The sequence below is a fragment of the Variovorax sp. E3 genome (genome assembly GCF_016082275.1).
Lineage (GTDB): Bacteria > Pseudomonadota > Gammaproteobacteria > Burkholderiales > Burkholderiaceae_C > Variovorax.
On sequence record NZ_MOWM01000010.1, the window covers coordinates 1 to 25,723 of the forward strand.

Genomic DNA, 25,723 nt, shown 5'->3' on the forward strand with positions numbered 1-25,723 from the left:
CGGGCGGTCGGTACCGGCGATCACAGCGGGCGGCGGTGTCTGCGGGCCGGGGCGCATCGACTGCTGCGCCATCAGGTCGCCCAGCGGGTCGCCGGCCGGCGCGGTCGGGGCCGAGGGCTCGATGCCGGCCACGGCCGAGCCGTTGTTCGGTGTGCCGCGCGGTGCGTCGCGCAGCCGCTCGGCAATCAGCGCTTCCATCGGGTCGACGGCCTGCTCGGGGTACAGGTCGAGCACCAGCCGGTGCTTGTACGCGGCCACGGGCGCGAGCGAGAACACCTGCGGCACCACGCCTGCTTCAGGTCGAACACGATGCGCACCACCTTCGGCGCGTTCTGCCCCACGCGCAGGCCGTTGATGTACGGGTCGCCGGGCTTGATCTTGCCGACCAGCTCGCGCAGCTCGGGGTTGAGGTCGATGCCCTCGATGTCCACCGCCAGGCGCGGCGGGCTGCCCACCACGAGTTGCTGCGAATTGAGGCGCGCGTCGGACTCGATGGTCACGCGCGTGTAGTCGGCGGCGGGCCACACGCGCACGGCGAGGATGGTGGCGCCGCGCGCGATCTGGTGCACGCCGAGCATCAGCGCGATGCTGCCGCCCTGCAGCAGCACGCGCCGTTTCAGGCCGACCGCCTTCATGCGGCGATGCGCGCCAGCAGATCGCTGCCGCGAGGGGTGTTCGCGAGGAGGGTCACGCTGCGTGTGTCGTCAGTCATTGCTTCTATTTTAATAGCGAGGTCGGCAACCGGTGTGCGGCCCGCCGCGTTTTCCGGCCATTCGGCCAGCTTGAGGCCCGGGCCCGCGAAGATGTCGCGGAAACCGGCGTCGTCCCATTCGCGCGGGTCGGCGAAGCGATAGAAGTCGAAATGGAAGATCTGCAGGCCGTCGGGTGCGTCGTGCGGCTCGACCACCGCATAGGTGGGGCTCTTGATCCGCCCGGCGATGCCGAGCGCGCGCAGCAGATGGCGTACGAAAGTCGTCTTGCCGGCACCGAGGTCGCCGTGCAGCGCGATGAAGGCGTCGCGCAGCGCGGGCGAGGCCGCGAGCGCGCGCGCGAAGGCGTCGGTGTCGTCTTCGCTGCGCCAGCGCAGGGTGCGGGTGCTCGTTTGCGTTTCTACAATCGGCAAGTGATCGTCAGCCATCCACTCGTTGTTCGTATTCAGGCTTTGGCCCGGGAACTCGGATTCTCCCAAATCGGAATCGCGGGCGTCGATTTATCGAGCGCCGAGGACGGTCTGATGCAATGGCTGGCCCATGGGTTCCATGGCGAGATGCAATACATGGAAACACACGGCACGCGCCGCGCCCGTCCGGCCGAGCTGGTGCCGGGCACGGTGAGCGTGATCACCGCGCGCATGAACTACCTGCCGCGCGACACCGCGCCCGAATGGCAGGCCGTGGAGTTCGACCGGCTCGCGCGGCCCGGCGAGGCCATCGTGTCGGTCTATGCGCGGGGGCGCGACTATCACAAGGTGCTGCGCAACCGGCTCGCCAAGCTGGCCGAGCGCATTGCCGAAGAGGTCGGCCCCTTCGGGCACCGCGCCTTCACCGACTCGGCCCCGGTGCTCGAGGCCGAGCTGGCCTCGCGCAGCGGGCAGGGCTGGCGCGGCAAGCACACGCTGGTGCTCGACCGCGACGCGGGCTCGATGTTCTTCCTGGGCGAGATCTACGTCGACATGGCGCTGCCGCCGAGCGAGCCCGTCACCGCGCACTGCGGCAGCTGCAGCGCGTGCATCGACGTGTGCCCCACGCAGGCCATCATCGCGCCGATGCGGCTCGATGCGCGGCGCTGCATTTCCTACCTCACCATCGAGCACGGCGGGGCCATTCCGCTGGAGCTGCGCCCGCTGATGGCCAACCGCATCTACGGCTGCGACGACTGCCAGCTGATCTGCCCCTGGAACAAGTTCGCGAAGAAGAGCGACTTGCCCGACTTCGACGCGCGCGAAGGGCTCACGGGGCGTTCGCTGGCCGAGCTCTTCGCGTGGAGCGAGGAAGATTTCTTGCGCCGCACCGAGGGCAGCCCGATCCGCCGCATCGGCCACGAGCGCTGGCTGCGCAACATCGCGGTGGCGCTGGGCAATGCCGTGCGCAAGGGCGAGGGCGGCGCCAAGGAAGCGCTGGCCACGCGCGCCGGCCACCCGAGCGAACTCGTGCGCGAGCACGTCGCCTGGGGGCTCGCGCAGGAGCCCGTGGCCTAGCTTTTCTTCGCGGGAAGAATCTCTTCCACGCGCTGCCACGGCCGGCACATCAGCGTGCCGCGCGGCGACACCACGATGGGTCGCTGCAGCAGGATCGGGTGCGAGGCGATGGCCTCGAACAGCTGGTCTTCGCTGAGTTTCTCGTCGGCCAGCTGCAGTTCTTCGTAGGGCGCCTCCTTGGCGCGCAGCAGGTCGCGCGCGCCCAGGCCCATGGCCTTGGCCAGCTCGCGCAGCTTCTTCTTCGAGGGCGGTGTTTCCAGGTACAGAACGATCTCGGGTTCCACGCCGCTTTCGCGGATCAGCCCCAGCACGTTGCGCGACGTGCTGCAGTTGGGCTTGTGGTAGATCGTCATCGGGTAGTCGGTGGTGGGGGTGCGTGCGGTCATGGCGTCGATTATGAAAAGAACCGGGGCGCGTTCAGGCGCCTTCCCAGCCTGGCGTGAACGCAAAACGCGCGGCCCAGAACTCGGCCAGGCGCGGATCGGCGTCGACGCGCTTGACCACCGGCGTCATGCGCGGCGCCTCGCGGTAGAAGCGTGCGCGCTGCGGTGTCCAGCGCGACATCACGGTCACGTAGAGGTCGAGCAGGCTGAGTCGGTCGCCGAGCAGGTAGGGCGCGGGCTCGTCGATCTGCGTGTCCATCAGATGCCAGCAGTGGGCGATGCGATCTGCCGAGCGCTCCAGCATCGCGGGCTGCGCGGCCGGGTCGGGCACGAGCCGAGCGGGGTCGTCGCGCACCCACAGCAGCGAATAGATCGCGGCCGGCAGGTAGACCATCCAGCGCAGGTAGCGCGCGCGCAGCGGACTGTCGGGTGCGGGGCAGAGCCCGGCTTGCGGATAGCGGTCGCCGAGCCAGATCAGGATGGCCGCGCTCTCGGTCATCACTTCGCCCGAGGGCAGCACGAGCGCGGGCACCTGGCGCATCGGGTTGATGCCCGCCACGCGATCGCGCTCGGCGTCGCTTTCCCAGGCGGCGATGTCGACCGTGTCGACCTGCGCGCCGATCAGCGTCAGCGCGGCATGGATCGGCGTGGCGCCCGAGCCGGGCGCGCCGTAGAGGGTGTAGCGGTCGCTGGAAGCGAATGAGACGGATGATGCAAGGCTCATCCGCCCAGATTACTGCAGCCTTGCGGCCCTTGTCACGCGGCCAGCAGCGCGTCGACCTTGTTCAGCGCCTCGAGCGTCTTGAAGCAGGCCTCGGCCACTTCCGTGCCCTTGACCGCGAAGTGGCGGTGGAAGTACTTGCGGTGCTCCACGTGCTCGTGGAAGTGGTGCGGGGTGAGCACGGCCGAGAAGATCGGCACGTCGGTCTCCAGCTGCAGCGACATCAGCGTGCTGACCACGGTGTTGGCCACGAACTCGTGGCGGTAGATGCCGCCGTCGACCACCAGCGCGCAGCCGATGATGGCCGCGTACTTGCCCGAATTGGCCAGCCGCTTGGCATGCAGCGGGATCTCGAAGGCGCCGGGCACGTCGAAGATGTCGATGAGATCGCGCGCCACGCCGAGCCGCGCCATCTCTTCGAGAAAGGCGTCGCGGGCCTGGTGGACGATGTCGGAATGCCACTGCGCCTCGACGAATGCGATGCGCGTGCCGCGCGGCGAATCCGATGCGGCAATGGCGGAGAGGGGAAGGTCGTTGATCTGACTCATGGTGTGCCTCTTGAAAGCAGGTTTCCTGAATCAGGGCGCACGAAACCACGGGGCCACTCGCGCGCATGCATGGCAAAGCGCGCGGGTCGACCCGCATTTCGCGCTCTCTTTCATCCGGACTGTGACCGTCGGCTTCGGAATCGCACCGAAATCTGCTGACCCCGAAGCTCGTTGAAAGCTCCGGGCGCTCGCGGGCTTGTGCGGCCTTTTTCAAGAAGCCGCCATCACCGCCGGTGGGGAATTGCACCCCGCCCTGAGAACGCTTGTCGTCCGGCGAACCGGACCACGGCGCGATTCTAGAAGCCCCCCGCGCGCGGGGTTGTCGCCCGCGCGCCAGACCTTCCGCCGCGCGGGGATTTTCTTCAGAAGCGATACGTGGCGGCCGCGGTGACGGTACGGCGCTGGCCCAGGAAGCAGTCGCCGCGTGCCAGGCAGGTGGTGAGCTGCACCTTGTCCGTCAGGTTGGCCACGTTGAGCGACAGGCGCAGCGGGCCGTTGTCCCAGGCGAACATGGCGTCGAACAGCGTGACGGCCGGCACGGGGTTGTTGTCCATGCCGTCCCACGACTTGCCCAGGTAGCGCACGCCGCCGCCGGCCGAGAAGCCGGGCACGCCGCCGATCGAGAAGCGGTGCATCACCCACGCCGAGGCCGCGTGCGTGGGCACGCCCGAGATTCGCTTGCCCAGGTCGGCGGCGTTGCTGCGCGACACGCGCGCGTCGGTGTAGGCGTACGAGGCGATCCAGTCCCAGTCGCGCGCGATGCTGCCCTTGTACTCGAGCTCCAGCCCCTTCACGTGCACTTCGCCCAGCTGCACGCTGTTCAGCGGGTTGGTCGGGTCGGTGGTCTTGCGGTTGGTGTCGCGCAGGTCGTACACCGCCGCCATGAACGAGGTGCGCTGGCCCTCGGGCTCCCACTTCACGCCGGCCTCCCACTGCTTGCCGCGCTGGGGCTTGAAGGCCGTGTTGTTCAGGTCGACGCCGCCCAGCGGCAGGAACGACTCGGCATAGCTCAGGTACGGTGCCCAGCCGCCGTCGCCAGGTAGACCAGGCCGGCGCGCTTGGTGGTGGCCTTGTCGTCGGCGGCCGCGGCGGGGCGGCCCTGGGTGTCGGTGGTGGCCTTGTCGTGGCGCAGGCCCAGCAGGCCGATCCAGCGGCCGTACTTGACCTGGTCCTGCGCGTAGATGCCGGCCTGCTGCTGCACCACTTCGGGCGAGCGCGTGTAGCTGGTGGGCGGCGTGTAGTTGCCGTACACGGGCGCATAGACGTCGAGCGCGCCGGCGCGTCCGCGGCCCGACAGCTTGGAGGTCGTGTTGCGCTGGAAGTCGGCGCCGACCAGCACCGTGTGCTCGAAGTCGCCGGTCTTGAAGTGGGCCTCGGCCTGGTTGTCGACGAGCAGCATCTTGCCGCCGTTGATGTCGCTGCTCAGGTCGCGTTCGATGGTGCGCTGGTCGGCGTTGAACACCGGCCGCGCCGGACGGCCCGTGAGCCGGTTCGCGGTGAAGCTGGTGTATGAGGTGTTGTAGACCACCTTGGTCTCGGTCGAGCGCAGGTTCTGCCGGAAGGTCCAGGTGTCGTTGATGCGGTGGCTGAACAAATAGCCCAGCGAGGTGTTGCGCGAGTCGTAGCGGTCGAAGCCCGGCTCGCCCGTGAAGGTCGAGGTGGGAATCGGCCCGTAGAGCGAAGGCAGCAGCGTGCCCTGCCACGGGAAGAAGCCGATCAGCGAGCCGCTCTTGTCCTTCTGGTACATGGCCTGCAGCGTGAGCGAGGTGTCGGCGTTCGGGCGCCACGTGAGCGAGGGCGCGACCAGGATGCGGTCGTCCGGCGCGTGGTCGACCTGCGTGCCGCTGTCGCGGTTCACCGCCACCAGCCGGTAGAGCCACTTGCCTTCGGTGTCGATCGGGCCGGTGAAGTCGGCCGCCACCTGCTTGCGGGCATTGCTGCCGAACTGCATCTGCACTTCGCGCTGGGTCTCGGCCTGCGGCCGCTTCGACACCATGTTCAGCACGCCGCCGATGCCGCCTTGCCCGTAGAGCACCGACGACGGGCCGCGCAGCAGCTCGACGCGCTCGAGCATGTACGGATCGAGCTTGGTGGAGTTGTAGGTGCCGTAGGTGCGCTGCAGGCCGTCGAGGTACTGCACAGCATCGCCGCCGCGCACCTTGAACGCGTCGACGCGGCTGTCGAAGTAGCTCGACACCACGCCGGCCGTGTAGCCGGTGGTTTCGCGCAGCGTGAGTGCGCCTTGCGCTTCCATCTGGTCGCGCGTGATCACCGAGATGGCCTGCGGCGTTTCGATCAGCGGGGTGTCGGTCTTGGTGGCGGAGCCGCCGCGCCTGGCGACGAAGCCGGTCACCGGCCCGGTCGATGTCTCGCCCGCGTCGCCCGAGACGGTGACGGTGGGCAGCGCGCGGCGGTGCTCGGCGCTTTCTTCCTTGCCGTCTTCGGCGAAGGCCGGCGATGCGGCGCCCAGGGCCATGGCGGTGGCCGCGAGCGTGGCGCGGCGGCCGTGCGAAAGGCGCCACTTCGGGCGGCGGGTCTTGAAAGTCATGTGCAGCTTCTCCTGTTTCCTGCGTGAAGGGAGTGAGTGGCTGCGGCAGGCGCGGGGGCGTGCCATGGCTTCTCTGGTTCGGTTCGACGAAAGCGGGCGCAACCGGCAGCTCGCCAAGGCTGGCGGCCGGTGGTATTCGTTGGTTTTTTGCGCTGTGGGGCAGCCGTTGCGGCTGCGGTCTTCGTTCCTTCGAAGACGGCTGGCGCGCCCTTGTCGGGCGGCTGGCTGGGCGGCGGATTATAGAAAGAAAGGCGTCAGCGTCCCGCGAGGAACTGCGTCATGCGCTGCAGTTCGTCGTCGAGCGCCGCGCGAAAGGCGGCGCCCGCCGGCTTCTTGCCGGCATAGCCGAAGGCCGGTTGCAACGGCCTTCGGGCGCGGTCACGTTGGCCCAGCCGATCACGCGGTCGTGTTGCAGCATCGGCAGCGCGTAGTAGCCGAACTGGCGCTTCGGCGCGGGCGTGTAGGCCTCGAACTTGTAGGTCCAGTCCCAGAGCAGCTCGAAGCGGCGGCGGTCCCACACCACGGGGTCGAAGGGCGCGAGCAGGCGCACCGCGTCGTCGGGCGCGTGGCGGCGCGAGGCCGGGTTTTCGTCGGCGGGCCAGTACCACGTGGTGCCGTCGATGCGGCAGCTCGCGAGCTCTTCGCGCGCGATGCGCAGCGCGGCCTGCGTCTGCGGCGACAGGTGCGGCGCGCCGTAGCCGAGCAGCCGCACGAGGTAGGTCAGGCTGGCGGCCGGCAGCGGCGCGTATTTGCGCACCACCAGCGCGATCAGCGCGGCGGCGCGTTGCGCGCGGCCGGCGGGACTGTCGTCGGAGGGCTGGTGCGTCACGGCTTCGTACACGCGCGTGCCGCTGTCGCGCCGCACCACGCGCAGCATGCCGCGGTAGTGCATGCCGTCGAGCAGGTGCGTGCTCGCGTTGCTCGAGCCGCCCCAGTAGTTCTGGATGCGGCCGTGCGCGAAGTGTTGTTCGACCTGGCGCGGGTGCACGGGGCCGTGCTCCCGCACATAGGCCAGCACCTCGGCGGCCTTGCGCCGCGTGTCGGCGTCCCAGGCGCTCTTGGCTTCGCGCGGATGCATCAGCGCCAGGTGCTCGCGCGGCAGGAAGCCGTAGTTGACGAGGCAGTCTTCTTCGACGGCGAGCCGCGTGTAGCGGTTTTCGAGATCGCCCGCGCGGTAGTCCTTCACGCGGTGGCGCAGCGTGAGGTCTTGCGCGCGCGCCGGGGCTCGGATCGGGTCGGCCTGCACGAAGCCGAGCTGGCGGATCGCGGCCGGCAGCGTCGTCGGCTTGAAGAGGGTGCGCGCCACGGCGTAGCGGCGCAGGTCGTCGAGGGTCGGGTCAGCCATGCGGCGAATTGCAGCACAGGTGGCCTCACCTTGCTGCATCGAGAGCCGTATCGCGACACGGCTACTGAGGCCATCCCCGAGTGCCTTAAAGTTTCACCGCATGAATACTCGTTGGATCGAATCCGAGACGGACGTGCTTTTTCGTCTGAGGGACTCCAAATCGACGTTCGCAAATTTGATTCATTTCGCGGTCGAAGGCGCGTTTCCCGATTCTGAGCACGCGTTGTCGCACGACCTTCTGGTGGCCATCAACGTTCCTCGCCGACAGTTGGGATTGAGTGCGCATGGAAAACCGGGCGACGTTGATCTTTTGATCGTCCCGATGGCTGATGGACCGATGTGCGAACGGGCCATTGCAATCGAAGCGAAGATTGTTCGACCGACTCTTGAGAATCCTTCGAGAAATGCGAACTCCATGGGAGCTTCACAAGTTGTGGGCTTGCTGAACGACGGTTTTCCGCTGGTCGGCCTTGCCCATATAACCATTCCCACACCGTTGCCGCCAGAGATGCACTGGAGTATTCCCTGGTGGTCCGGAGCGTTGGGTCCTGATCGCAAACCGCAGAAAACCGGTAAGACTTTCGCTTTCGATCCGTTCCCATTGCTCAGTGCAGAACGCCAGCAGGGACGAGTGCTCGCGCTCGCGTTGCCGCCGGAAGTGGGCTACAAGGTGATGGGCATCACCCTGTCGAAAGATCGGCAACGATTTGCGGGCAACACGATGGGCGAAGGTAGGCGAGCTTCGTTCAATCCTTTAGCCTCAGCGAAACTGATTGAGGGCGTCGCCGACTTGTGCCATCGCCGGTCCGAATTGTTTCAACGTATTCGGTGGCGTTCCTGAAGAGTCACTCGAGCTCTTCGAAGGTGTTCTCATGGAGTTGCACGGTCCAATAGATCAGACCGCGCTGCGATGCCGTTCGATGCAGACGTCCAGCGTCTCGCTGCCCGGCCGCTGCCACCAGTCGAGGTTCGAAAAATCTCGACCTCGCTGAAGCCCGCGAAGCCCGCGTCTTCGACCCAGCCGCGGATCTTCTTGAGTTCGACCACACCGTCGCCCATCATCCCGCGGTCACTCAGCAGGTCGCGCGTGGGCGTGAGCCAGTCGCACACGTGGTAGGCCAGTAGCCGCTCGTGGCCCGCGCGCGCAATCTGCTGCTGCAGCTTCGGGTCCCACCACACGTGGTAGATGTCCAGCGCCACGCCGAGCATGCCGCTCTTGCCCGCGTCGAGTTCGTCGCACAGGTCGAGTGCGTGCTCCAGCGTGTTGATGCACGCGCGGTCGGCCGCCTGCATCGGGTGCAGGGGCTCGATGGCCAGCGGCATGCCGACCTCGCGCGCGTATTCGAGCGACGCCGCGATGCCGTCGCGCACCTCGTTGCGCGCACGGGCGATGTCCTTGTACGCGGCCTTGCCGTCGAGCGCGCCGGGCAGCGCGCCGACCACCAGCACGAGGCAGGGCGCGTCGAGCGTCTTCGCCTCGTCGATGGCGCGGCGGTTGTCGTCCAGCGCGGCCTTCAGGCCCGCCGCATCGGGCGCGGGAAAGAAGCCGCCGCGGCAATAGCCCGAGAGGCCGATGCCGTGCGCCTTCAGTTGACTGGCCACCTTGTCGAGCCCGACGGCCGCCACCTGGTCGCGCCAGGGGCTGATCGCGCGGATGCCGCGCTCGGCGCACTGGTCGATGATGCGGTCGAGCGCCACCTCGGCGCCCGACTGCTTGCGCACCGTGGCGGTGTTGATCGACAGCCAGTCGTGGTTCTGCGAGAAATCGCGCATGGGCTGCTTCAACCTTCCACGCCGTGCAGGGCCAGCAGGGTCTTCATGCGCCGCACCGCCAGCTCGGGCTGCTCCAGCAGGTTGGCCGCGTCGGCCAGCCGGAACAGTTCGGCAAAGTGCTGCAGCGAGCGCGTGCTCTGCTGGCCGCCGACCATGGTGAAGTGCTTCTGGTGGCCGTTGAGCCAGGCCATGAACACCACGCCGGTCTTGTAGAAGCGCGTGGGCGCGGCAAAGATGTGGCGCGACAGCGGCACCGTGGGGCCCAGGATGTCGTGGAACTTCTTTTCGTTGCCCTGCGCCAGCGCGCCCAGGGCCGCGCTGGCAGCCGGTGCGATGGCGTCGAAGATGCCCAGCAGCGCGTCGCTCTTGCCGTGCATCGGGTCGCTGCCGAAGCCGTCGCCGGCAATCAGTTCGGCGTAGTTGAAGTCGTCGCCCGTGTACATCCGCACACCTTGGGGCAGGCGGCGGCGCATCGCGATTTCCTTGTCCTTGTCGAGCAGCGAGATCTTGATGCCGTCGACCTTGTCCGGGTGCGCGGCGATGATGCCCAGCGCCGTGTCCATGGCCGCGTCGACGTCCTTCGTGCCCCAGTAGCCCGCCAGCGCGGGGTCGAACATGTCGCCCAGCCAGTGCAGCACCACGGGCTGCCTGGCCTGGCTCAGGATGCGGTCGTACACACGCTCGTAGTCGGCCGGGCTCTTCGCCACGCGGGCCAACGCGCGGCTGGCCATGACGATGAGCTTGCCGCCGAGCGCCTCGATGGCGGCCATCTGCTCTTCATAACCGCGGATGACGTCGTCGACGCTCTTCACGTCGTCGATGTTCAGGTGGTCGGTGCCGCAGCCCGAAGCGACCAGCGCACCGGGCACGTCTTTCGCGGCGTCGAGCGAGCGGCGGATCAGCTCCAGCGACGTGGGCCAGTCCAGGCCCATGCCGCGCTGCGCGGTGTCCATGGCCTCGGCCACGCCCAGGCCCAGCGAGAACAGGTGGCGGCGGTAGGCGATGGTGGTGTCCCAGTCGACCGCGCACTGCAGCCACGGGTCGACGGCCGCCAGCGGGTCGGCCACCACGTGCGCGGCCGAGTAGGCGATGCGGTTGAACTTGACGCCCGCATCGGGCTTGGCCGGCGCGCTGCCGCGCAGCGCGTAGGGCGCGAGCGCGCCGCCGGCGGTGGGGAGGGTGAGCGAAAGCGCCATGGTTGCCTCAGACCTTCAGCGCGGGCACGTCGACCCAGCGGCGGTCTTGCCACGATTCGAGCGCGGCCTCGACCAGCTGCACGCCCTTGGCGCCTTCGGGCAAGGTCCACTTGTAGGGCGCGTTCTCGACCACGTGGCGAATGAAGTGCTCCCACTGGATCTTGAAGCCGTTGTCGTAGACCTGCGAATCGGGAATCTCCTGCCACTGGTCGAAGAAGTTCATGTTCTGCTTCTCGTCGGGGTTCCACACCGGGCGCGGCGTGGCCACGCGCGACTGGGCGCGGCAGCTCGACAGGCCCGCCACGGCCGAGCCGTCGGTGCCGTCGACATGGAAGGTCACGAGGTCGTCGCGGCGCACGCGCGTGACCCAGCTCATGTTGATCTGCGCGATGACGGGCTCGCCGTTGTGGCCGGTGAGTTCGCAGGTGGCATAGGCGGCGTCGTCGGCGGTGGCCTCGTAGGGTTTGCCTTCTTCGTCCCAGCGCTTGGGGATGTGGGTGGTGCCCAGGCACGACACCGACTTCACTTCGCCGAACAGGTTGTCCAGCACGTAGCGCCAGTGGCACATCATGTCCAGGATCATGCCGCCGCCGTCTTCCTTGCGGTAGTTCCAGCTCGGGCGCTGAATGGGCTGCAGGTCGCCCTCGAACACCCAGTAGCCGAACTCCAGGCGCACGCTGAGCATGCGGCCGAAGAAGCCGGCGCGGCGCAGCATGTCGAGCTTGCGCAGGCCGGGCAGGAAGAGCTTGTCCTGCACCGCGCCGTGCTTCAGGCCCGAGCCTTCGGCCAGGCGCGCGATTTCGACGGCTTCGTTCAGGTTGGTGGCGATCGGCTTCTCGCAGTACACGTGCTTGCCGGCGCGGATGGCCTTGGCCAAGAGCGTGGGGCGCATCTGCGTGGTGCCGGCGTCGAAGAAGATGGTGTCGTCCTTGTTCTCCAGCGCCTTGTCCAGGTCGGTGCCCCAGCGCGGAATGTTGTGCGCCTTGGCCAGCGCTTCCATCTTCTCGGCGTTGCGGCCGATGAGGATCGGGTCGGGCATGACCTTGTCGCCGTTGGACAGCGTGACGCCGCCTTGCGCGCGGATCGCGCAGATCGAGCGGATCAGGTGCTGGTTCATGCCCATGCGGCCGGTGACGCCGTGCATGATGATTCCGAGACGTTGGGTGGCCATCGTTTTCTTCCTTGAGAGATGCGAGAGAGAGATAGGGAGGTGGAAAGAAGCGTTGCTTCTTCAGTAGACGGAACGCATGGCGTCCCACGAGATGCCAGCGCCGGGTCTGCCGGTGGCAAAGCCGGGCGCGGTGGCGAGCGAGGACAGGTCGAGCTGTCCGTCGCGGATGGCGAGGCGCACGGCGCCGCCGCTCGTTTCGTACAGGCCCGGGTGGGCGCGCAGCAGGGCCTGTTGCTCGGCCTCGGGCGCCGCGGCCAGGCCGTTGACGTAGTGGTGGCCGTTGCGCTCTACGTGCGAGAGCCCGAGCCAGGCGACCAGCGCCAGGTCTTGCTGCACGCTCAGGCCGGCCTGCATGGTGAGGTCTTCGCCCGAGAGGAAATAGCGCGCGGCGTCGCCGGCGGCGGTGTTCCACTGCGCGCAGCGTGCGGCGTTGACGGTCGACTTGTAGAAGCCCTTGCAGCTCTTGCTCGACACGCCGGTGTAGCCGAGCGCGCGGGCCTGCGGAAAGGCGTCGAGCGTGCCGTCGGATTCGTCGATCAGCAGCGGGATGCGTTTGGCCAGCGCCGACACGTCACGCTGCAGGGCCGCGTCGCGGCGGATCGGCTGCTCCACGAACACCGTCTTCTGCACCAGCGTGTGCAGCGCGGGCGTGGACAGCATGCGGTCGAGGAACGCGCCGAAGCGTCCGCGTCGGCGTACTGCTCGTTGCCGTCGAGCGTGACCAGGCGGGCGTGGCCGTCGATCACGCTGGCGATGCGCACCAGGCGCGCGATGTCCTGCGCGGTGTCGCCGCAGAGCTTGAGCTTGAAGTGCGTGTGGCCGTAGCGGCGCACGGCGGCCGCGAGCGTGGCGGGCAGGCCGTCGTGGGGCGCATCGGGCAGGGCGTCGCTGTCGTCGATGGCATCGGCCAGGCCCACGGTGTGGCGCGCGGCGATGCGCGTGCGCGGCTGCCGGCCGGCCAGGAAGCCGGGCATGTCGAAGCCGGCAAGGTCGTCGGCCAGGCCGCTGCCCGCGATGTCGATGCCGGGCAGGTTGGCACTCATCGCCGTCGCAAAGCTCACGCCGCTGTGCAGGCACAGGGCGTCGAGCAAAGCGCGGTCGATCAGCGCGGGGCCGTAGCTGGCCACCAGTGCTTGCAAACCCTTGGCCCTGGCGCGCGACTGCAGCGCGGCGTAGTTGGAAGCGAAGTGCGTCCACGCGGTCTGCGCATCGGGCTCGGCGGTGTAGGCCTCGCGTGCGTCGCGCAGTGCAAAGCGCAGCTGCTCGAAGTTCTGTTCGTTGGTGAGCGCGGGGTTCTTGTCGAACCACTTGGGCACCATCATCTCGGCGGCGCAGCCCTCGGCCGTGCGGCCGTCCGCCAGGCGGATGCGGGCCTTCACATAGACCTGCGGGCAGGCCGTGACGGTGGCCGCGCCGAAGCGGAACGGCAGCCGCAGCGCCACGTTGCGCTCGGCAAAGCGGATTTCCTCGACGTGAAAACGGATCGCATCCATGGCCGTTGCCTTCTTCAGTGGTCCAGGATGCCTTGCGAGAAGAAATGCGCGCGCACCAGCTTCGTGTAGGCACCGAACTCGGGCGAGGCCATCATGTCGAGCGTGCGGGCGCGCGGCAGTTCGATGTCGTACACGGCGGCAATGGAGCCGGGGCGCTCGCTCATCACGATCACGCGGTCCGACAGGAAGATGGCCTCGGGAATGCTGTGGGTGATGAGCATCACCGTCTTCTTCGATGCCATCCAGATGCGCTGCAACTCCAGGTTCATCTTCTCGCGCGTCATGGCGTCGAGCGCGCCGAAGGGCTCGTCCATCAGCAGCACCGACGGGTCGTGCAGCAGCGCGCGGCAGATCGATGCGCGTTGCTGCATGCCGCCCGACAGCTGCCACGGGTACTTGCCCTCGAAGCCCTTCAGGCCGGCCATTTCCATGAGTTCGCGGGCGCGGGTGCGCGACGCCTCTTTTGGCAGGTGGCGCATCTCGGCCTGCAGCAGGATGTTGTCTTCCACGCTGCGCCAGGGCAGCAGCACCGCGCTCTGGAACACGATGCCCACGTCCTTCTGCGGACCCTTGATGGGCTTGCCCGCCAGCGTGAGGCTGCCGCCGCTGATGGGCAGCAGGCCCGCCACCATCTTCAGCAAGGTGCTCTTGCCGCAGCCCGAAGGGCCGACGACGGAGACGAACTCGCCTTCCTTGATGGCGAAGTCCAGCGGCTTGAGCGACTCGACCGGGCCGTCCTTGCTGGGATAGATCTTCGAGACGCCGCGCGCTTCGATCAGGATTTCATTGGACATGGGCTTGGAGGAGGGCGAAGGCGGACCGTCGGGAAACTGGGGTCGAAGCTGGTTTCGGGAAACACCGCGGAACCGGCTTTGCCGGGCCGCAGGTGTTGCCCCCGGTAGGGGGTTGGAGAAGCGACACGAAGTGCGCGAAGCCTGGGGGCGAGCCCTGTCTACGGCAGGAAGTCGAGCGTCACGTAGTCTTCGGGCTTGCCGCGCGTCGAGGCGTCCATGCCGCCGTACTGCACCAGCAGGTCGAGCGAGTCGCTGACGTTCTTCATGGTCACGCGGTACGGGCGCTGGTTGGCCGTTTCCTTCGTGTGATACAGCGCCACGCTTTGCTTCATGCCGACGATGAGCGTGTCGCGCACGCCGGCCTTGGCGTTGGCTTTGAGCATGGCGTCCACGGCGGCCTCGGGGCTCTTCTCGGCGGCTTCGGCGGCCTTGGTGGAGGCGCGCATGAAGCGCTTCACGAGGTCGGGGTTCTCGGTCAGCAGGTTCTTGTTGGTGATGATCCCGGAGCTGATCTGGTTCACGCCGGAGTCGGCGAAGCGGATCGGCGTCACGGGCTTGCCGGTGGCGTCCTGCAGCTTGATGGCCTGGTCCATCACGTAGCCCAGCAGCAGGTCGGCCTGCCCGTTGGTCACGGCATTGAGCTTGGTCTGGCCGTCGCCCGAGACGATCTTCACCTGGTCGGGCTTGATGTCGTTGACCTTCAGGAACAGCGGCCACATCTGCGACATCGAGTCGCCGGGCGTCACGGCCACGGTCTTGCCGATGATGTCCTTGGGCGTCTTGATGTTCTTCTCGGAGAAGCCCATGACCGACATCGGGCTGACCTGGAACAGCACGCCGGTCGACTTCAGCGGCGCGCCCTTGGCGGCCGCCTTGATCATGGTGGTGACGTCGATGTAGCCGAAGGTGGCCGACTTGGCGGCCACCGCCTGCGCGGTGACGGCGGAGCCGCGGCCTTCCTGGATGTCCAGGTCGATGCCTTCGTCGGCGTAAAAGCCTTTTCCTTGCCCAGGAAGAAGGGCGCGTGCTCGCTGTAGAGGTACCAGTTGAGCATCAGCGTGACCTTGTCCTTGGGCTTGTCGCCCTGCGCATGGGCGGGGGCGACGGCAAAGGTGGCCAGGCTGGCGATGGCGGCGGCGGCGAGCAGCGAGGGAAGCAGTCTCTTCATGGTCTTGTCTCCAGGGAGTTGTTTGTTGGTGTGCGAAGGAACGTGAAACCGAAACGGGGAACGCGGTCAGTGCGCGTGGCGTTGCGAGGCGTGCCAGGGAATCATCACGCGCTCGATCAGGTCGACGGCCACGAAAAGGATCACGCCGATGCTCGACAGCACCACCAGCGCGGCGAACATCAGCGGCAGGTCGAAGTTGCCGTTGGCCACCTGCAGTACGTAGCCGATGCCCGAGTTGGAGCCGACGAATTCACCGACCACCGCGCCCACCACGGCCAGCGTGACCGACACCTTCAGGCCGCTGAAGATCTGCGGCAGCGCCTGCGGCAGGCTGATCTTGAAGAAGGTCTGCAGCCGGCTCGCACCCATGGAGCGCGAGAGGTCGAGCATGTCGGGCTCGACCGACTTGAAGCCCATCACCGTGGACACCACCACCGGGAAGAAGCCCAGCAAAAAGGCGCTGATCACCTTCGGGAAAATGCCGAAGCCGAACCACACCACGAACAGCGGCGCAATCGCCACCTTGGGAATGCTCTGCGAGAACACCAGCAGCGGGTACACATACGACTCGACCACGCGCGAGTACGCGATGACCATCGCGATCGGAATGCCGATCAGGATCGTCAGGCCGAAGCCGCCCAGCGTGGCGAGCGTGGTCTTCCAGCTTTCGGCCAGCAGGTGCGGCCATTCGGCGATGAGCTGCTTCACCACCTCCCAGGGCGGGGGAATCAGGTAGGCCGGAATCTTGAAGAGGCGGATCGCCAGGTCCCACAGCACCAGCAGCAACAGGATCAGGATGAAAGGGCGCAGGGCCGGGGAGAGCAGGAGCTTGCGGAACATGGCGATGGTCTGGGGTGCTTACTGTTGGACCGAGAGGCCTGCGGCCTTCACGAGCTGCGCGTTGCTCGCGATCTCTTCCTTGATGTAGGCGTCGAACTGAGCGGGCTTCAGGGTCCACGGGTCGGCGCCGAGCTTGGCGAAGCGCTCCTTCACCTCGGGCGTGGCCAGCGCCTTCGCCACTTCGGTGTTCAGGCGCTCGACGATGTCGCGCGGCGTCTTGGCGGGCGCCATCATTCCGATCCAGAAGTTGAACTCGGAGCCGGGCACGCCGGCCTCGGTGGTGGTGGGCACGTCGGGCAGGGCGGCGGCGCGCTTGGGCGAGCCCACGGCCAGTGCCAGCAGCTGGCCTTCCTTGATCTGGCCGATGACCGGCGCGATGGGCGAGAAGTAGTAGTCGACGCGGCCCGAGAGCACCTCGGTCACGGCCTCGCCCGAACCCTTGAAGGGGATGTTGGTGGCGTCTATCTTGGCGGCCATCTTGAACTTCTCGGCGTTCAGGTGCGTGGCGCTGCCCTGGCCGGCGGACGCGAAGTTCATGCTGCCGGGCTTGGCGCGCGCGGCGGCCAGCAGCTGCGGCAGGGTCTTGATGTTCTTGCCGGGCGAGATCACCAGCGCGTTGGGCAGCGACGAAATGGGCGTGATGCCCGCGAAGTCGTTGACGGTGTCGAACGGCAGCTTGGCGAAGGTCGAGGGGCTGACCGTGTGCGACGACGAATGGATCATCAGCGTGTAGCCGTCGGCCGCGGCCGTGGCCACCGCCTGCTGGCCGATGGTGCCGCTGGCGCCGCCGCGGTTGTCGATGACCAGCACCTGGCCCATGCTCGCGCCCATCTTGTCGGCAATGGCGCGCGCAATGATGTCGGTGGTGCTGCCGGCCGCGAAGGGCACGATCACGCGGATCGGCTTGGTCGGGTAGCCGTTCTGCGCGGAAGCCATGCCGGGCAGCAGGGCGGCGATGCAGGTCAGCGAGGCAAGGACGGTGGTGCGTGCAGTGCTGGCAAAGAGCTTCAAGGTTGTCTCCGCGCGGTCGGGCCGCATTCTTCGGTCGATCAATTCACCATTGAGTGAATTATCGATTGTAGGAACGCTGCGCCGCAGCGTCAACGGCCGCTGCCTAGTAGATACCCGGAGAGCGAGAGCGAGAGAGCGGCGCCGCGGACTCGGGCGCGCTCGGTGGTTCAGTGCAGGACGTAGCCCAGCACGAGGTCGGTCATGTGCGAGAGGCGTTGCGCCATCGCCTTGGGGGCACGCAGGTCACGCCCGAAGATGGCCGACAGCGTGTGGTTGTTCGACAGGTAGAAGTAGCACAGCGACGCGATCGAGATGTACAGCTGCACCGGGTCGACGCCGGCGCGGAACAGGTTGTCGCGCCGGCCGCGCTCCAGCACGGTGTCGAGCAGCTGCACCAGCGGCGAGTTCATTTCCTGGATGCGCTCCGAACGCTTCAGGTGCGACGCGCAGTGCAGGTTCTCGCTGTTGAGCAGCGTGATGAACTCGGGGTGCTCCAGGTAGTAGTGCCACGTGAACGACACCAGCTGGCGGATGGCCTCGACCGGCTCGATCTCGTCGAGGTGCAGGCGCTGCTCGGCTTCGCGGATGTCGGCGTAGGTGCGCTCCAGCACGGCAAGGAACAGGTCGTCCTTGCTGCCGAAGTAGTAGTAGATGAGCCGCTTGTTGAGGCCCGCGCGCTCGGCGATGCTGTCCATGCGGGCGCCGGCGAGGCCGCGCGCCGAGAACTCGTCGCGCGCCGACGCGAGGATGGCGAGCTGCGAACGGTCGGCGTCGCGCGAGCGGGGCTCGAGCGTCTCGGTGGCGTCGCGGGCTTCGGGTGTGGGGTCCTTGGGGGCCTTCATGGCGCGAATTTAACCAGTTGGGGAATTAAAGCAAGCAGTCTGGGCGCGGCGCTGATAATTGCCGCAGACATTGCAACCGAGGTTTCAGTTCTCATGAGTACATCACAACCCGCGGGCCACCTGATCGTCGAGTGCCTGGTCGAACAGGGCATGGAAATCGCGTTCGGCGTGCCGGGCGAAAGCTTCCTGGCGGTGCTCGACGGCTTCCATGCGTACCGCGACCGCGCGCGCTTCATCGTCAACCGGCAGGAGGGCGGCGCGGCCTTCATGGCCGAGGCGCACGGCAAGCTCACGGGGCGGCCGGGCATCTGCTTCGTCACGCGCGGGCCGGGCGCGACGAATGCGTCGATCGGCGTGCACAACGCCTTCCAGGACTCGACGCCGATGGTGCTGTTCGTGGGCGATGTCGGCAGCGACTTCCGCGACCGCGAGGCCTTCCAGGAGGTCGACTACGGCAGCTTCTTCGGACCGAGCACCAAGGGTTTCGCCAAGCGCGTGGAGCGCATCGACGACGCGAACCGCATTCCGGAGTACATCGCGCGGGCCTTCGCCACCGCGATGAACGGACGGCCGGGGCCGGTGGTGCTGGTGCTGCCGGAAGACATGCTGCGCAGCGAGACCGCCGCGCGGCCGCTGGCGCGCGTGGAGGCGGTCGAGCCGTGGAGCGACCCGGGTGCGCTGCGCACCTTGCGCGAGCTGCTGCTGAAGTCGCGGCGCCCGCTGGTCATTGCGGGCGGCGGCGGCTGGACCACGCAGGCCGCGCAGGCGCTGCAGCGCTTCGCCGAGAACTGGCGCCTGCCGGTGACGAATGCGTTCCGCTACCAGGACACGTTCGACAACCACCATCCGCTGTATGCGGGCGATGTCGGCATTGCCATCAACCCGAAGCTCGCGCAGCGCGTGAAGGACGCGGACCTGATCCTGGCCATCGGCCCGCGCCTGGGCGAGATGACCACGGGCGGCTACACGCTGCTCGAAGCGCCGAAGGCCAGGCAGACGCTGGTGCACATCCATGCGAGCGCGGAAGAGCTCAACCGCGTCTACCAGGCCGACCTGGCGATCAACGCGGGCATGAGCGCGGCCGCACGCAGCCTCGAGGTGCTGAGCGCGCCGCCCACCTTGCCGTGGGAAGAATGGACGCTGCAAGCCCATGCGGACTACGAAGGCAACCTCGTGCCGCAGGCATTGGCGGGCATGCCGGCGGAGGCGCCGCGCGGTCCGGTCGACATGGCGCAGGTCGTCGCGTTGCTGCAGAAGCACCTGCCGGCGGACGCGGCCATCACCAATGGCGCGGGCAACTTCGCGAGCTGGGTGCACCGCTACTTTCGCTACCACGGGCTCACCAAGGGCGCGAAGACGCAGCTGGCGCCGACCAGCGGGGCGATGGGCTACGGCGTGCCGGCGGGCATCGCGGCCAACCTGGCGACGGGGCGCGTGGCGTTCACCATTGCCGGCGACGGCGATTTCCTGATGACGGGGCAGGAGCTGGCGACGGCGTCGCAGCACGGCGGCAAGAGCATCATCGTGCTGCTGAACAACGGCATGTTCGGCACCATCCGCATGCACCAGGAGCGCGAGTACCCGGAGCGCACGAGCGGCACGGCGCTGCGCAACCCCGACTTCTGCGGCCTTGCGCGCGCCTACGGCTATGCGGCCGAGCGCGTGACTGAAACCGCGCAGTTCGAGGCTGCGCTGCTGCGCGCGCTGGCGGCCGACACGGGCACGCTGATCGAGATTCCGCTCGACCCCGAGGTGATCACCACGCGCGGCACGCTGGCGTCGATCACGCGCGCGGCGAAGCAGCAGCAGGGGAAGGGCTGAGCGCAGAGCCATGACCGCGGAGTCGGGCCACCTCGTCGCGCAATGTGGGGGAGCGCAGTTCGAACACGTCGAACAGGCCCAGTGCGTCGAGCGTGGGAATCAGCGTGGCCATGTCCTGTTCGGCGGCGCGCTTGTCCGCATCAGGCGCGTGGGCGTCTTCGAGGATGCGAACGTTGGCCAGGAAGGCGCCGACCGATCCCTTGCGCAGCGTCTGGCCGTTGATGACGGTGAAGTCCTGGCCGTCGGGCAGCACGTCTTGAGCTTTCATGGGTGTTCCTTGGAAGGGGTGTTGAAGATGAGTTCGATGCTAGGCAGCGGCGCGCATTCGGGCTTGCGGCGCGGGGCCAATCGATACCGCCGGCGGGCCACCCATGGCCGCTGAGGTCCCCGTGAAGCTCTGGATCAGCGCCTACGAGGCGCCGCGCGTCACGGGCTACCACGCCCATGCGGACGGCCAGTTGTTCGCCTTGCGCGAGGGTCTGCAGGTCATCGAGACGCCTGCCGGCCGTTGGGTGCAGCCGCCGGGCTGGATCGGCTGGATCGCGCCGCGCTGCGCCCATGCGGCGCAGAGCTTCGGTGCCACGGCGGGCTGGAGCCTGCACATCGACGCGGCGATGGCGGCGGCCTTGCCCGACAGTCCGCATGTGTTCGCGGTGACGCCGCTGGTGCAGGGGCTGGTCGACCGGCTGACCTCGCTCGAGGCTTGCGCCGGTTCGCTCGACGGGCGACGCGCGCGCCTCGTGGCGGTGCTGATCGACGAACTCGCCGCGGGCGAGCGGCCTTCATTGCATCTGCCGATGCCGCAGGACAAGCGCCTGGCCGCGATGGCTGCGGCGCTGGCCAACGACCCGTCGCTGCCCGAGGCCATCGACGACTGGGCCGACCGCATCGGCATGGCGCGCAGGACGCTCACGCGCCGCTTCGCTGCCGAGACCGGACTGAGCTTTGCGCAGTGGCGGCAGCAGGCGCGGCTGCTGAAGGCGGTCGAACTGCTGAGCCTGAAAGAGCCTGTCACGGCGGTGGCGTTGACGGTCGGCTACAGCTCGGTGAGCGCTTTCATCGAAGCCTTCCGCAAGCACTTCGGCCGCACGCCATCGCGATTCTTCGACACGTGAAAGGCGCTTGAAAGGGCTCGTGCACATCGTGCGCAGGCGAAAAAAAAGCCGGCTTGAAGCCGGCTTTTTGATTCAGGAGCGCAAGGCCCCTGAGCGCTTACTTGACGTGCTTGCCGATCAGCGCGGCCAGTTCGAACATCGACACTTGGGCCTTGCCGAAGATTTCCTTCAGCTTGGCGTCGGCGTTGATGTTGCGCTTGTTGGCCTTGTCTTGAAGGTTGTTCTTCTTGATGTAGTCCCACAGCTTGCTCACGACAGCGGTGCGCGGCAGCGGCGTCGAGCCGACCACGGCGGCGAGTGCCGGGCTGGGGGTCAGGGCCTTCATGAACGCTGCGTTGGGCGTGCGCTTCTTGGCGGGAGCAGCCTTCTTTGCGGGTGCGGCCTTCTTTGCAGGTGCAGCCTTCTTCGCCGGAGCAGCAGCCTTCTTGGCGGGTGCAGCGGCCTTCTTCGCCGGAGCAGCAGCCTTCTTTGCCGGAGCGGCGGCCTTCTTTGCGGGAGCCGCAGCCTTCTTTGCCGGAGCTTTCTTGGCCGGAGCCTTCTTTGCAGTTGCCATGGTTGATTTCCTTTTTTGGTTAAACACTCACCAATGAAAAACTTGCGTCTCCAGTGGCAATGCGGATGCTAAATGAGAAAAAACGCGTTTCCAAGGGAAAAAGCGCTTTTTTCATTGGGGGCTGTTGTTTTTTCAGAGGGGAGAAGCCCTGTTTTTCACGTTCGGCGCCCGGGCCATGTCGCGAGCACCACGCCGACGAGTGCGATGGCGAACGCAAGCAGCTGCGGCGAAGAGAGGTTTTCATCCAGCACGAGCACGCCCACGAGGGCCGCGCTGACCGGCAGCAGCACAGCGAAAACACCCGCTTGTGCGGCTGGTACGTTGCGAAGTCCGGTCATCCAGAGCCACACCGTCCAGATGCTCGCGGCCAGCGCGTAGGCCACCAGCAGCGCCCATGTGCCGAAGCGCACGGCGGTGAAATCGAACTGCAGCGCGAACCAGATGCCGAAGGGCATCGACAGCACGAAGCCCCAGAGGTTGATGAGCGAGGCGATGCGCTTGGGGCCGAGGCGACCGGTGAGCGACTTGCCGATCACCGCGTAGGCCGTCTCGCAGAGCACCGCGCAGAACACCAGCAGGTTGCCGAGCCACGGCATCGACGACGATGACGCCGCGCTGCCCGGTGCCGGCGCATGCGCGGGCGACAGCGCGAGCAGCCCGATGCCGAGCGCGGCGCAGGCGATGGCCAGCCCGATGCGCACGGTGATGCGTTCGCGCAGGAAGAGCCAGCTCGCCACCGCCACGCACGCGGGGATCGACGCCATGATCACGCCGGCCGACACCGCGCTCGTGAGGCTCACGCCGAACAGCATGCAGATCGAGAACAGGAAGTTGCCGAGGAAGGACTCGAGGAACACCAGCCAGCGCGTGCGCGGCGTCATCGGCGGTTCGTCGGGTGTGCGCTTGAGCCAGTGCGGCATGGCCAGCGCGGCGATGCCGAAGCGCAGCCACGCGAGCAGCAGCACCGGGAAGGCCGCGACAAGGGGCTTGGAAAGGGCGACGTAGCCGCCGACGAGCGACATGCTCAAGGCCAGGCAGCCATAGGCCACGAGGCGACCGGATGCGGGGGCAGCGGAGTTCAATAGACTGAAGTGTTGTTGGTTGTTGCGAAGAAGGAAGCGGTTTCGATGATGCCCCACGTTTTTGTTTACGGCACGCTGCGCCGCGGCGGCCGCAACGACATCGCGCGCTACCGGCCCGCGCCGGTGTGGGTGGGCCGGGCGCGCATCGCCGGCACGCTGCATGACCTGGGCGCGTATCCGGGCGCGGTGCTGGGAGGGGCAGGGTGGGTGACGGGCGAGGTCTATGTCGTCGAGCCGGCCGTGGAGGCGGCGCTCGACGTGCTCGAGGAAGTGGCCGATGACGATTCGGGCGAATACATCAAGCGGCGCGTGCGCGTGGAGGTCGGCGGGCAGTGGCTCGATTGCCTGGTCTACGAGATCCATCCATCGTGCATCGCGGGCCGCGCGGTGATCGCGAGTGGCGACTGGATCGCGCATGCGGCGGCACGCAAAGGCGCTTCGTTTTCACCACCGAAAGATTGATTGCGCATTGCGAAATGGGTGGCTGCTGCGGCGCAATATTTTTTCTCGATATGAGAAAAATAATTTTGCATTGAGAAATATCTCCGTAAGTTGTTGATTTTGTTGTGTGAAAAATATGTCTTCTATAAGACATAAGAGTCCGCGTCCGGATTACAGTAACTCCACGGCCGCAGCGCCCAACCTTCAACCAACCTCACGGAGTGACCATGCCCCAGACCCTCACAGAACAACTCAGCCGCGAACAACAGATCGCCGCCCTCGAAAAAGAGTGGGCCACCGACCCCCGCTGGAAGGGCGTCAAGCGCGGCTACAGCGCGGCCGACGTGGTTCGCCTGCGCGGCTCGTTCCCGATCGAGCACACGCTGGCCAAGCGCGGCGCCGAGAAGCTCTGGGACAAGATCAACGGCGGCGCCAAGAAGGGCTACGTGAACGCCTTCGGCGCGATCTCCGCCGGCCAGGCCATGCAGCAGGCCAAGGCCGGCCTGGAAGCCGTGTACCTGTCGGGCTGGCAAGTCGCCGCCGACGGCAACACGTCGGAAACCATGTATCCCGACCAGTCGCTGTACGCCTACGACTCGGTGCCGACGATGGTCCGTCGCATCAACAACACCTTCCGCCGCGCCGATGAAATCCAGTGGGGCCGTGGCGTGAACCCGGGCGACAAGGAGTTCATCGACTACTTCCTGCCGATCGTGGCCGACGCGGAAGCCGGTTTCGGCGGCGTGCTGAACGCCTTCGAACTGATGAAGAACATGATCGCTTCCGGCGCGGCCGGCGTGCACTTCGAAGACCAGTTGGCGGCCGTCAAGAAGTGCGGCCACATGGGCGGCAAGGTGCTCGTGCCGACGCAGGAAGCCTGCGAGAAGCTGATCTCGGCGCGCTTCGCCGCCGACGTCATGGGCGTGCCCACCATCGTGCTGGCCCGCACCGACGCGGAAGCCGCGAACCTGATCACGTCGGACCACGACGCCAACGACAAGCGCTTCCTGACCGGCGAGCGCACGCCTGAAGGCTTCTACCGCGTCAAGAACGGCCTGGAGCAAGCCATCAGCCGCGGCGTCGCCTACGCGCCCTACGCCGACCTGGTGTGGTGCGAAACCGGCGTGCCGGACATCGGCTTCGCCCGCGAATTCGCACAAGCCGTGCACGCCGCCTGCCCGGGCAAGCTGCTGTCGTACAACTGCTCGCCTTCGTTCAACTGGAAGAAGAACCTGGACGACAAGCAGATCGCCTCGTTCCAGGAAGACCTGTCGGCGCTGGGCTACAAGTACCAGTTCATCACGCTGGCCGGCATTCACGTCAACTGGTTCAACACCTTCCAGTTCGCCCACGCCTACGCTCGCGGCGAAGGCATGAAGCACTACGTGAACATGGTGCAGGAACCCGAGTTCGCCGCGCGCGACAAGGGCTACACCTTCGTGTCGCACCAGCAGGAAGTGGGCGCGGGTTACTTCGACGACGTGACCACCGTGATCCAGGGCGGCTCGTCCAGCGTGAAGGCGCTGACGGGTTCGACCGAGGAAGAACAGTTCCACTGATCCGCACGGATCGGTCGTTCTTTCGATAGACAGACAGGTATTCGCTGTCACCTTCAGCCCGGCCATGTGCCGGGCTTTTTTATGGGCGCTCGCCGGGTCAGGCTTCCAGGCGCACTTCGCGCACGCCGCGGCCCAGGCGTTGACGCAGCAGCGTGCGCAGCGTCACGCCGTCGGCGTAGCCCACCATGCCGGCAATCTGCTCGAGGCTCTTGCCGCTGGTCTTGAGCAGGTGCACGGCGCGCTCCACGCGCAGGTCTTGCACATAGGAGAGCGGGCTCTTGCCCAGCACCTGCTGCATGCGGCGGGCCAGCGTGCGCTTGCTGGTGCCGGCGGCCAGCGCGGCTTCGTCGAGCGAAAAACCGTGGGCCAGGCGCCCGCGCGCCCAGCGCTCGAAGCGTTCGACCAGCGGGTCGGAGTGCGAGAGGTGGTCCGAGATCACGTAGGCCGATTGCGACGGCCGCGAGTCGACGATCAGGTAGCGCGCGACCAGCGTGGCGAGCTCGGGGCTGGCCTGGCGCACGATCCACAGCGCCATGTCGACGTGGCTCAGTGCCGCGCCGGCCGTGACCAGGTGGCCGGAGTTCACGAGCATGCGCGAGTCTTCGAGCTGCACGGCGGGGTAGCGCTGGCGGAATAGCGTGGCCAGCCACCAGGTCGTGGTCGCCTTGTGGTGGTCGAGCACGCCGGCTTCGGCGAGCACGAAGGTGCCGATGCAGGCGGCGGCCACGTTGGCGTTTTCCTGGGCACGTTCGCGCAATGCGGCGCAGGCGTCGCGCACGTCGGGGCGGCCCAGCGCGGGCTCCAGCGTTTCGGGCATCTTGCAGCCGAGCGCGGGAACGATGAGCCAGTCGGCCGTGCCCGCGCCGAGCGCGCGGGCGATCGGCACGCTCAGGCCCTGCGAGGTTCGCACGCGCTTGCGCACACCCGTCATCGTGACATCGAACGGCGCCACGTCGAGCCGCAGCATGGCGCCGAGTTCGTTGGCGGTCGTGAACACGTCGAGCACCGTGGACAGGCCGGTGTCGAACACGCCGTCGAGAGCGAGCACGTCGAGCTTCATGGCCATAACGATATCAAAGATGTCAAAAATGCCAATACCCACGAGGCGTGGCCGATGCCTAG

The 25,723-nt window shown here is 67.2% G+C and carries 23 protein-coding genes, 4 pseudogenes and 1 riboswitch; of the genes and pseudogenes, 6 read left to right on the forward strand and 21 right to left on the reverse strand.

Annotation, left to right across the window (positions count from 1 at the left end; all coding sequences use genetic code 11):
- A pseudogene (locus tag BMG07_RS05845) lies at positions 1-635 on the reverse strand (AMIN domain-containing protein); the annotation flags it as partial.
- Positions 632-1,138 (reverse strand): tRNA (adenosine(37)-N6)-threonylcarbamoyltransferase complex ATPase subunit type 1 TsaE, encoded by a 507-nt coding sequence (gene tsaE / locus BMG07_RS05850; RefSeq protein ID WP_198083770.1) that lies wholly within the window; start codon positions 1,136-1,138, stop codon positions 632-634. The pseudogene BMG07_RS05845 and the gene tsaE, both read right to left, overlap by 4 nt.
- Here tsaE and queG point away from each other — a divergent pair.
- A complete protein-coding gene (gene queG / locus BMG07_RS05855) occupies positions 1,124-2,197 on the forward strand; it encodes a tRNA epoxyqueuosine(34) reductase QueG (RefSeq protein ID WP_198083771.1) in 1,074 nt (357 codons plus the stop codon). The two genes, tsaE and queG, sit on opposite strands and share 15 nt — an antisense overlap.
- On the opposite strand, the gene arsC is transcribed toward queG, so the two are convergent.
- The 5 genes and pseudogenes from arsC to BMG07_RS05880 all read right to left on the reverse strand — a co-directional run bounded on the left by arsC (position 2,194) and on the right by BMG07_RS05880 (position 7,742).
- A complete protein-coding gene (gene arsC / locus BMG07_RS05860) occupies positions 2,194-2,583 on the reverse strand; it encodes an arsenate reductase (glutaredoxin) (RefSeq protein ID WP_198083772.1) in 390 nt (129 codons plus the stop codon). The two genes, queG and arsC, sit on opposite strands and share 4 nt — an antisense overlap.
- 31 nt (positions 2,584-2,614) lie before the next feature.
- Positions 2,615-3,304, reverse strand: a complete 690-nt coding sequence (locus tag BMG07_RS05865; protein WP_198083773.1) for a glutathione S-transferase family protein — start codon at positions 3,302-3,304, stop codon at positions 2,615-2,617.
- 32 nt (positions 3,305-3,336) lie between these two features.
- Positions 3,337-3,849 carry a 6,7-dimethyl-8-ribityllumazine synthase gene (locus BMG07_RS05870; RefSeq protein ID WP_198083774.1) on the reverse strand — a complete coding sequence of 171 codons (513 nt, stop codon included), beginning with the start codon at positions 3,847-3,849 and terminating at the stop codon, positions 3,337-3,339.
- 98 nt (positions 3,850-3,947) lie between these two features.
- Positions 3,948-4,114: riboswitch (FMN riboswitch) on the reverse strand.
- Between the two features lie 97 nt (positions 4,115-4,211).
- Positions 4,212-6,397, reverse strand: a pseudogene (locus tag BMG07_RS05875) (TonB-dependent siderophore receptor).
- 254 nt (positions 6,398-6,651) lie between these two features.
- Positions 6,652-7,742: pseudogene (locus tag BMG07_RS05880) on the reverse strand (DNA glycosylase AlkZ-like family protein).
- Positions 7,743-7,842: 100 nt separating this feature from the next.
- On the opposite strand from BMG07_RS05880, the gene BMG07_RS05885 reads away from it, so the two are divergent.
- A complete protein-coding gene (locus BMG07_RS05885; RefSeq protein WP_198083775.1) occupies positions 7,843-8,583 on the forward strand; it encodes a hypothetical protein in 741 nt (246 codons plus the stop codon).
- Between the two features lie 54 nt (positions 8,584-8,637).
- Here the strand turns inward: BMG07_RS05885 and BMG07_RS05890 are convergent.
- The 10 genes and pseudogenes from BMG07_RS05890 to BMG07_RS05930 form a co-directional block, all read right to left on the reverse strand.
- Positions 8,638-9,515, reverse strand: a pseudogene (locus tag BMG07_RS05890) (sugar phosphate isomerase/epimerase family protein).
- A gap of 8 nt (positions 9,516-9,523) precedes the next feature.
- Complete coding sequence (locus BMG07_RS05895) at positions 9,524-10,711, reverse strand: dihydrodipicolinate synthase family protein (RefSeq protein WP_198083776.1); 1,188 nt, start codon at positions 10,709-10,711, stop codon at positions 9,524-9,526.
- A gap of 7 nt (positions 10,712-10,718) precedes the next feature.
- On the reverse strand, positions 10,719-11,882 hold the full coding sequence (locus BMG07_RS05900; protein ID WP_198083777.1) for a Gfo/Idh/MocA family protein: 1,164 nt from the start codon (positions 11,880-11,882) through the stop codon (positions 10,719-10,721).
- Between the two features lie 536 nt (positions 11,883-12,418).
- Positions 12,419-13,375, reverse strand: coding sequence for a hypothetical protein (locus tag BMG07_RS05905; protein ID WP_269758696.1), 957 nt, complete (start codon positions 13,373-13,375; stop codon positions 12,419-12,421).
- A gap of 14 nt (positions 13,376-13,389) precedes the next feature.
- A complete protein-coding gene (locus tag BMG07_RS05910) occupies positions 13,390-14,169 on the reverse strand; it encodes an ABC transporter ATP-binding protein (protein ID WP_198083778.1) in 780 nt (259 codons plus the stop codon).
- Positions 14,170-14,327: 158 nt separating this feature from the next.
- A complete protein-coding gene (locus BMG07_RS05915; RefSeq protein WP_307866882.1) occupies positions 14,328-15,146 on the reverse strand; it encodes an ABC transporter substrate-binding protein in 819 nt (272 codons plus the stop codon).
- Positions 15,047-15,337: a hypothetical protein gene (locus tag BMG07_RS41570; RefSeq protein ID WP_269758697.1), complete on the reverse strand. Its 291-nt coding sequence runs from the start codon at positions 15,335-15,337 to the stop codon at positions 15,047-15,049. The genes BMG07_RS05915 and BMG07_RS41570 overlap by 100 nt, the downstream gene beginning before the upstream one ends.
- A gap of 66 nt (positions 15,338-15,403) precedes the next feature.
- Positions 15,404-16,177, reverse strand: coding sequence for an ABC transporter permease (locus tag BMG07_RS05920; RefSeq protein WP_198083779.1), 774 nt, complete (start codon positions 16,175-16,177; stop codon positions 15,404-15,406).
- A gap of 18 nt (positions 16,178-16,195) precedes the next feature.
- Entirely contained in the window at positions 16,196-17,113 is a 918-nt protein-coding gene (locus BMG07_RS05925) for a tripartite tricarboxylate transporter substrate binding protein (RefSeq protein WP_269758712.1), read from the reverse strand.
- Positions 17,114-17,355: 242 nt separating this feature from the next.
- Positions 17,356-18,030 (reverse strand): TetR/AcrR family transcriptional regulator, encoded by a 675-nt coding sequence (locus tag BMG07_RS05930; protein WP_198083781.1) that lies wholly within the window; start codon positions 18,028-18,030, stop codon positions 17,356-17,358.
- 93 nt (positions 18,031-18,123) lie between these two features.
- Here BMG07_RS05930 and BMG07_RS05935 point away from each other — a divergent pair, with 93 nt between their 5' ends.
- Complete coding sequence (locus BMG07_RS05935) at positions 18,124-19,851, forward strand: thiamine pyrophosphate-binding protein (RefSeq protein ID WP_198083782.1); 1,728 nt, start codon at positions 18,124-18,126, stop codon at positions 19,849-19,851.
- Here the strand turns inward: BMG07_RS05935 and BMG07_RS05940 are convergent.
- Positions 19,814-20,119: a hypothetical protein gene (locus BMG07_RS05940; RefSeq protein ID WP_198083783.1), complete on the reverse strand. Its 306-nt coding sequence runs from the start codon at positions 20,117-20,119 to the stop codon at positions 19,814-19,816. The two genes, BMG07_RS05935 and BMG07_RS05940, sit on opposite strands and share 38 nt — an antisense overlap.
- Positions 20,120-20,222: 103 nt before the next feature.
- Between BMG07_RS05940 and BMG07_RS05945 the strand changes: the two genes are divergently transcribed.
- Positions 20,223-20,966 carry a helix-turn-helix transcriptional regulator gene (locus BMG07_RS05945; protein WP_198083784.1) on the forward strand — a complete coding sequence of 248 codons (744 nt, stop codon included), beginning with the start codon at positions 20,223-20,225 and terminating at the stop codon, positions 20,964-20,966.
- A gap of 97 nt (positions 20,967-21,063) precedes the next feature.
- Here the strand turns inward: BMG07_RS05945 and BMG07_RS05950 are convergent, their stop codons facing one another.
- On the reverse strand, positions 21,064-21,519 hold the full coding sequence (locus BMG07_RS05950; protein ID WP_198083785.1) for an SWIB/MDM2 domain-containing protein: 456 nt from the start codon (positions 21,517-21,519) through the stop codon (positions 21,064-21,066).
- Positions 21,520-21,674: 155 nt separating this feature from the next.
- On the reverse strand, positions 21,675-22,601 hold the full coding sequence (locus tag BMG07_RS05955; protein ID WP_198083786.1) for a DMT family transporter: 927 nt from the start codon (positions 22,599-22,601) through the stop codon (positions 21,675-21,677).
- 45 nt (positions 22,602-22,646) lie between these two features.
- Between BMG07_RS05955 and BMG07_RS05960 the strand changes: the two genes are divergently transcribed.
- The gene (locus BMG07_RS05960) at positions 22,647-23,063 is read left to right on the forward strand and encodes a gamma-glutamylcyclotransferase (RefSeq protein ID WP_198083787.1); all 417 of its coding nucleotides are present in this window, start codon (positions 22,647-22,649) and stop codon (positions 23,061-23,063) included.
- Positions 23,064-23,269: 206 nt separating this feature from the next.
- Positions 23,270-24,601, forward strand: coding sequence for an isocitrate lyase (gene aceA / locus BMG07_RS05965; RefSeq protein ID WP_198083788.1), 1,332 nt, complete (start codon positions 23,270-23,272; stop codon positions 24,599-24,601).
- Between the two features lie 97 nt (positions 24,602-24,698).
- On the opposite strand, the gene BMG07_RS05970 is transcribed toward aceA, so the two are convergent.
- Entirely contained in the window at positions 24,699-25,661 is a 963-nt protein-coding gene (locus BMG07_RS05970; RefSeq protein WP_198083789.1) for a GlxA family transcriptional regulator, read from the reverse strand.
- Positions 25,662-25,723: the final 62 nt, after the last annotated feature.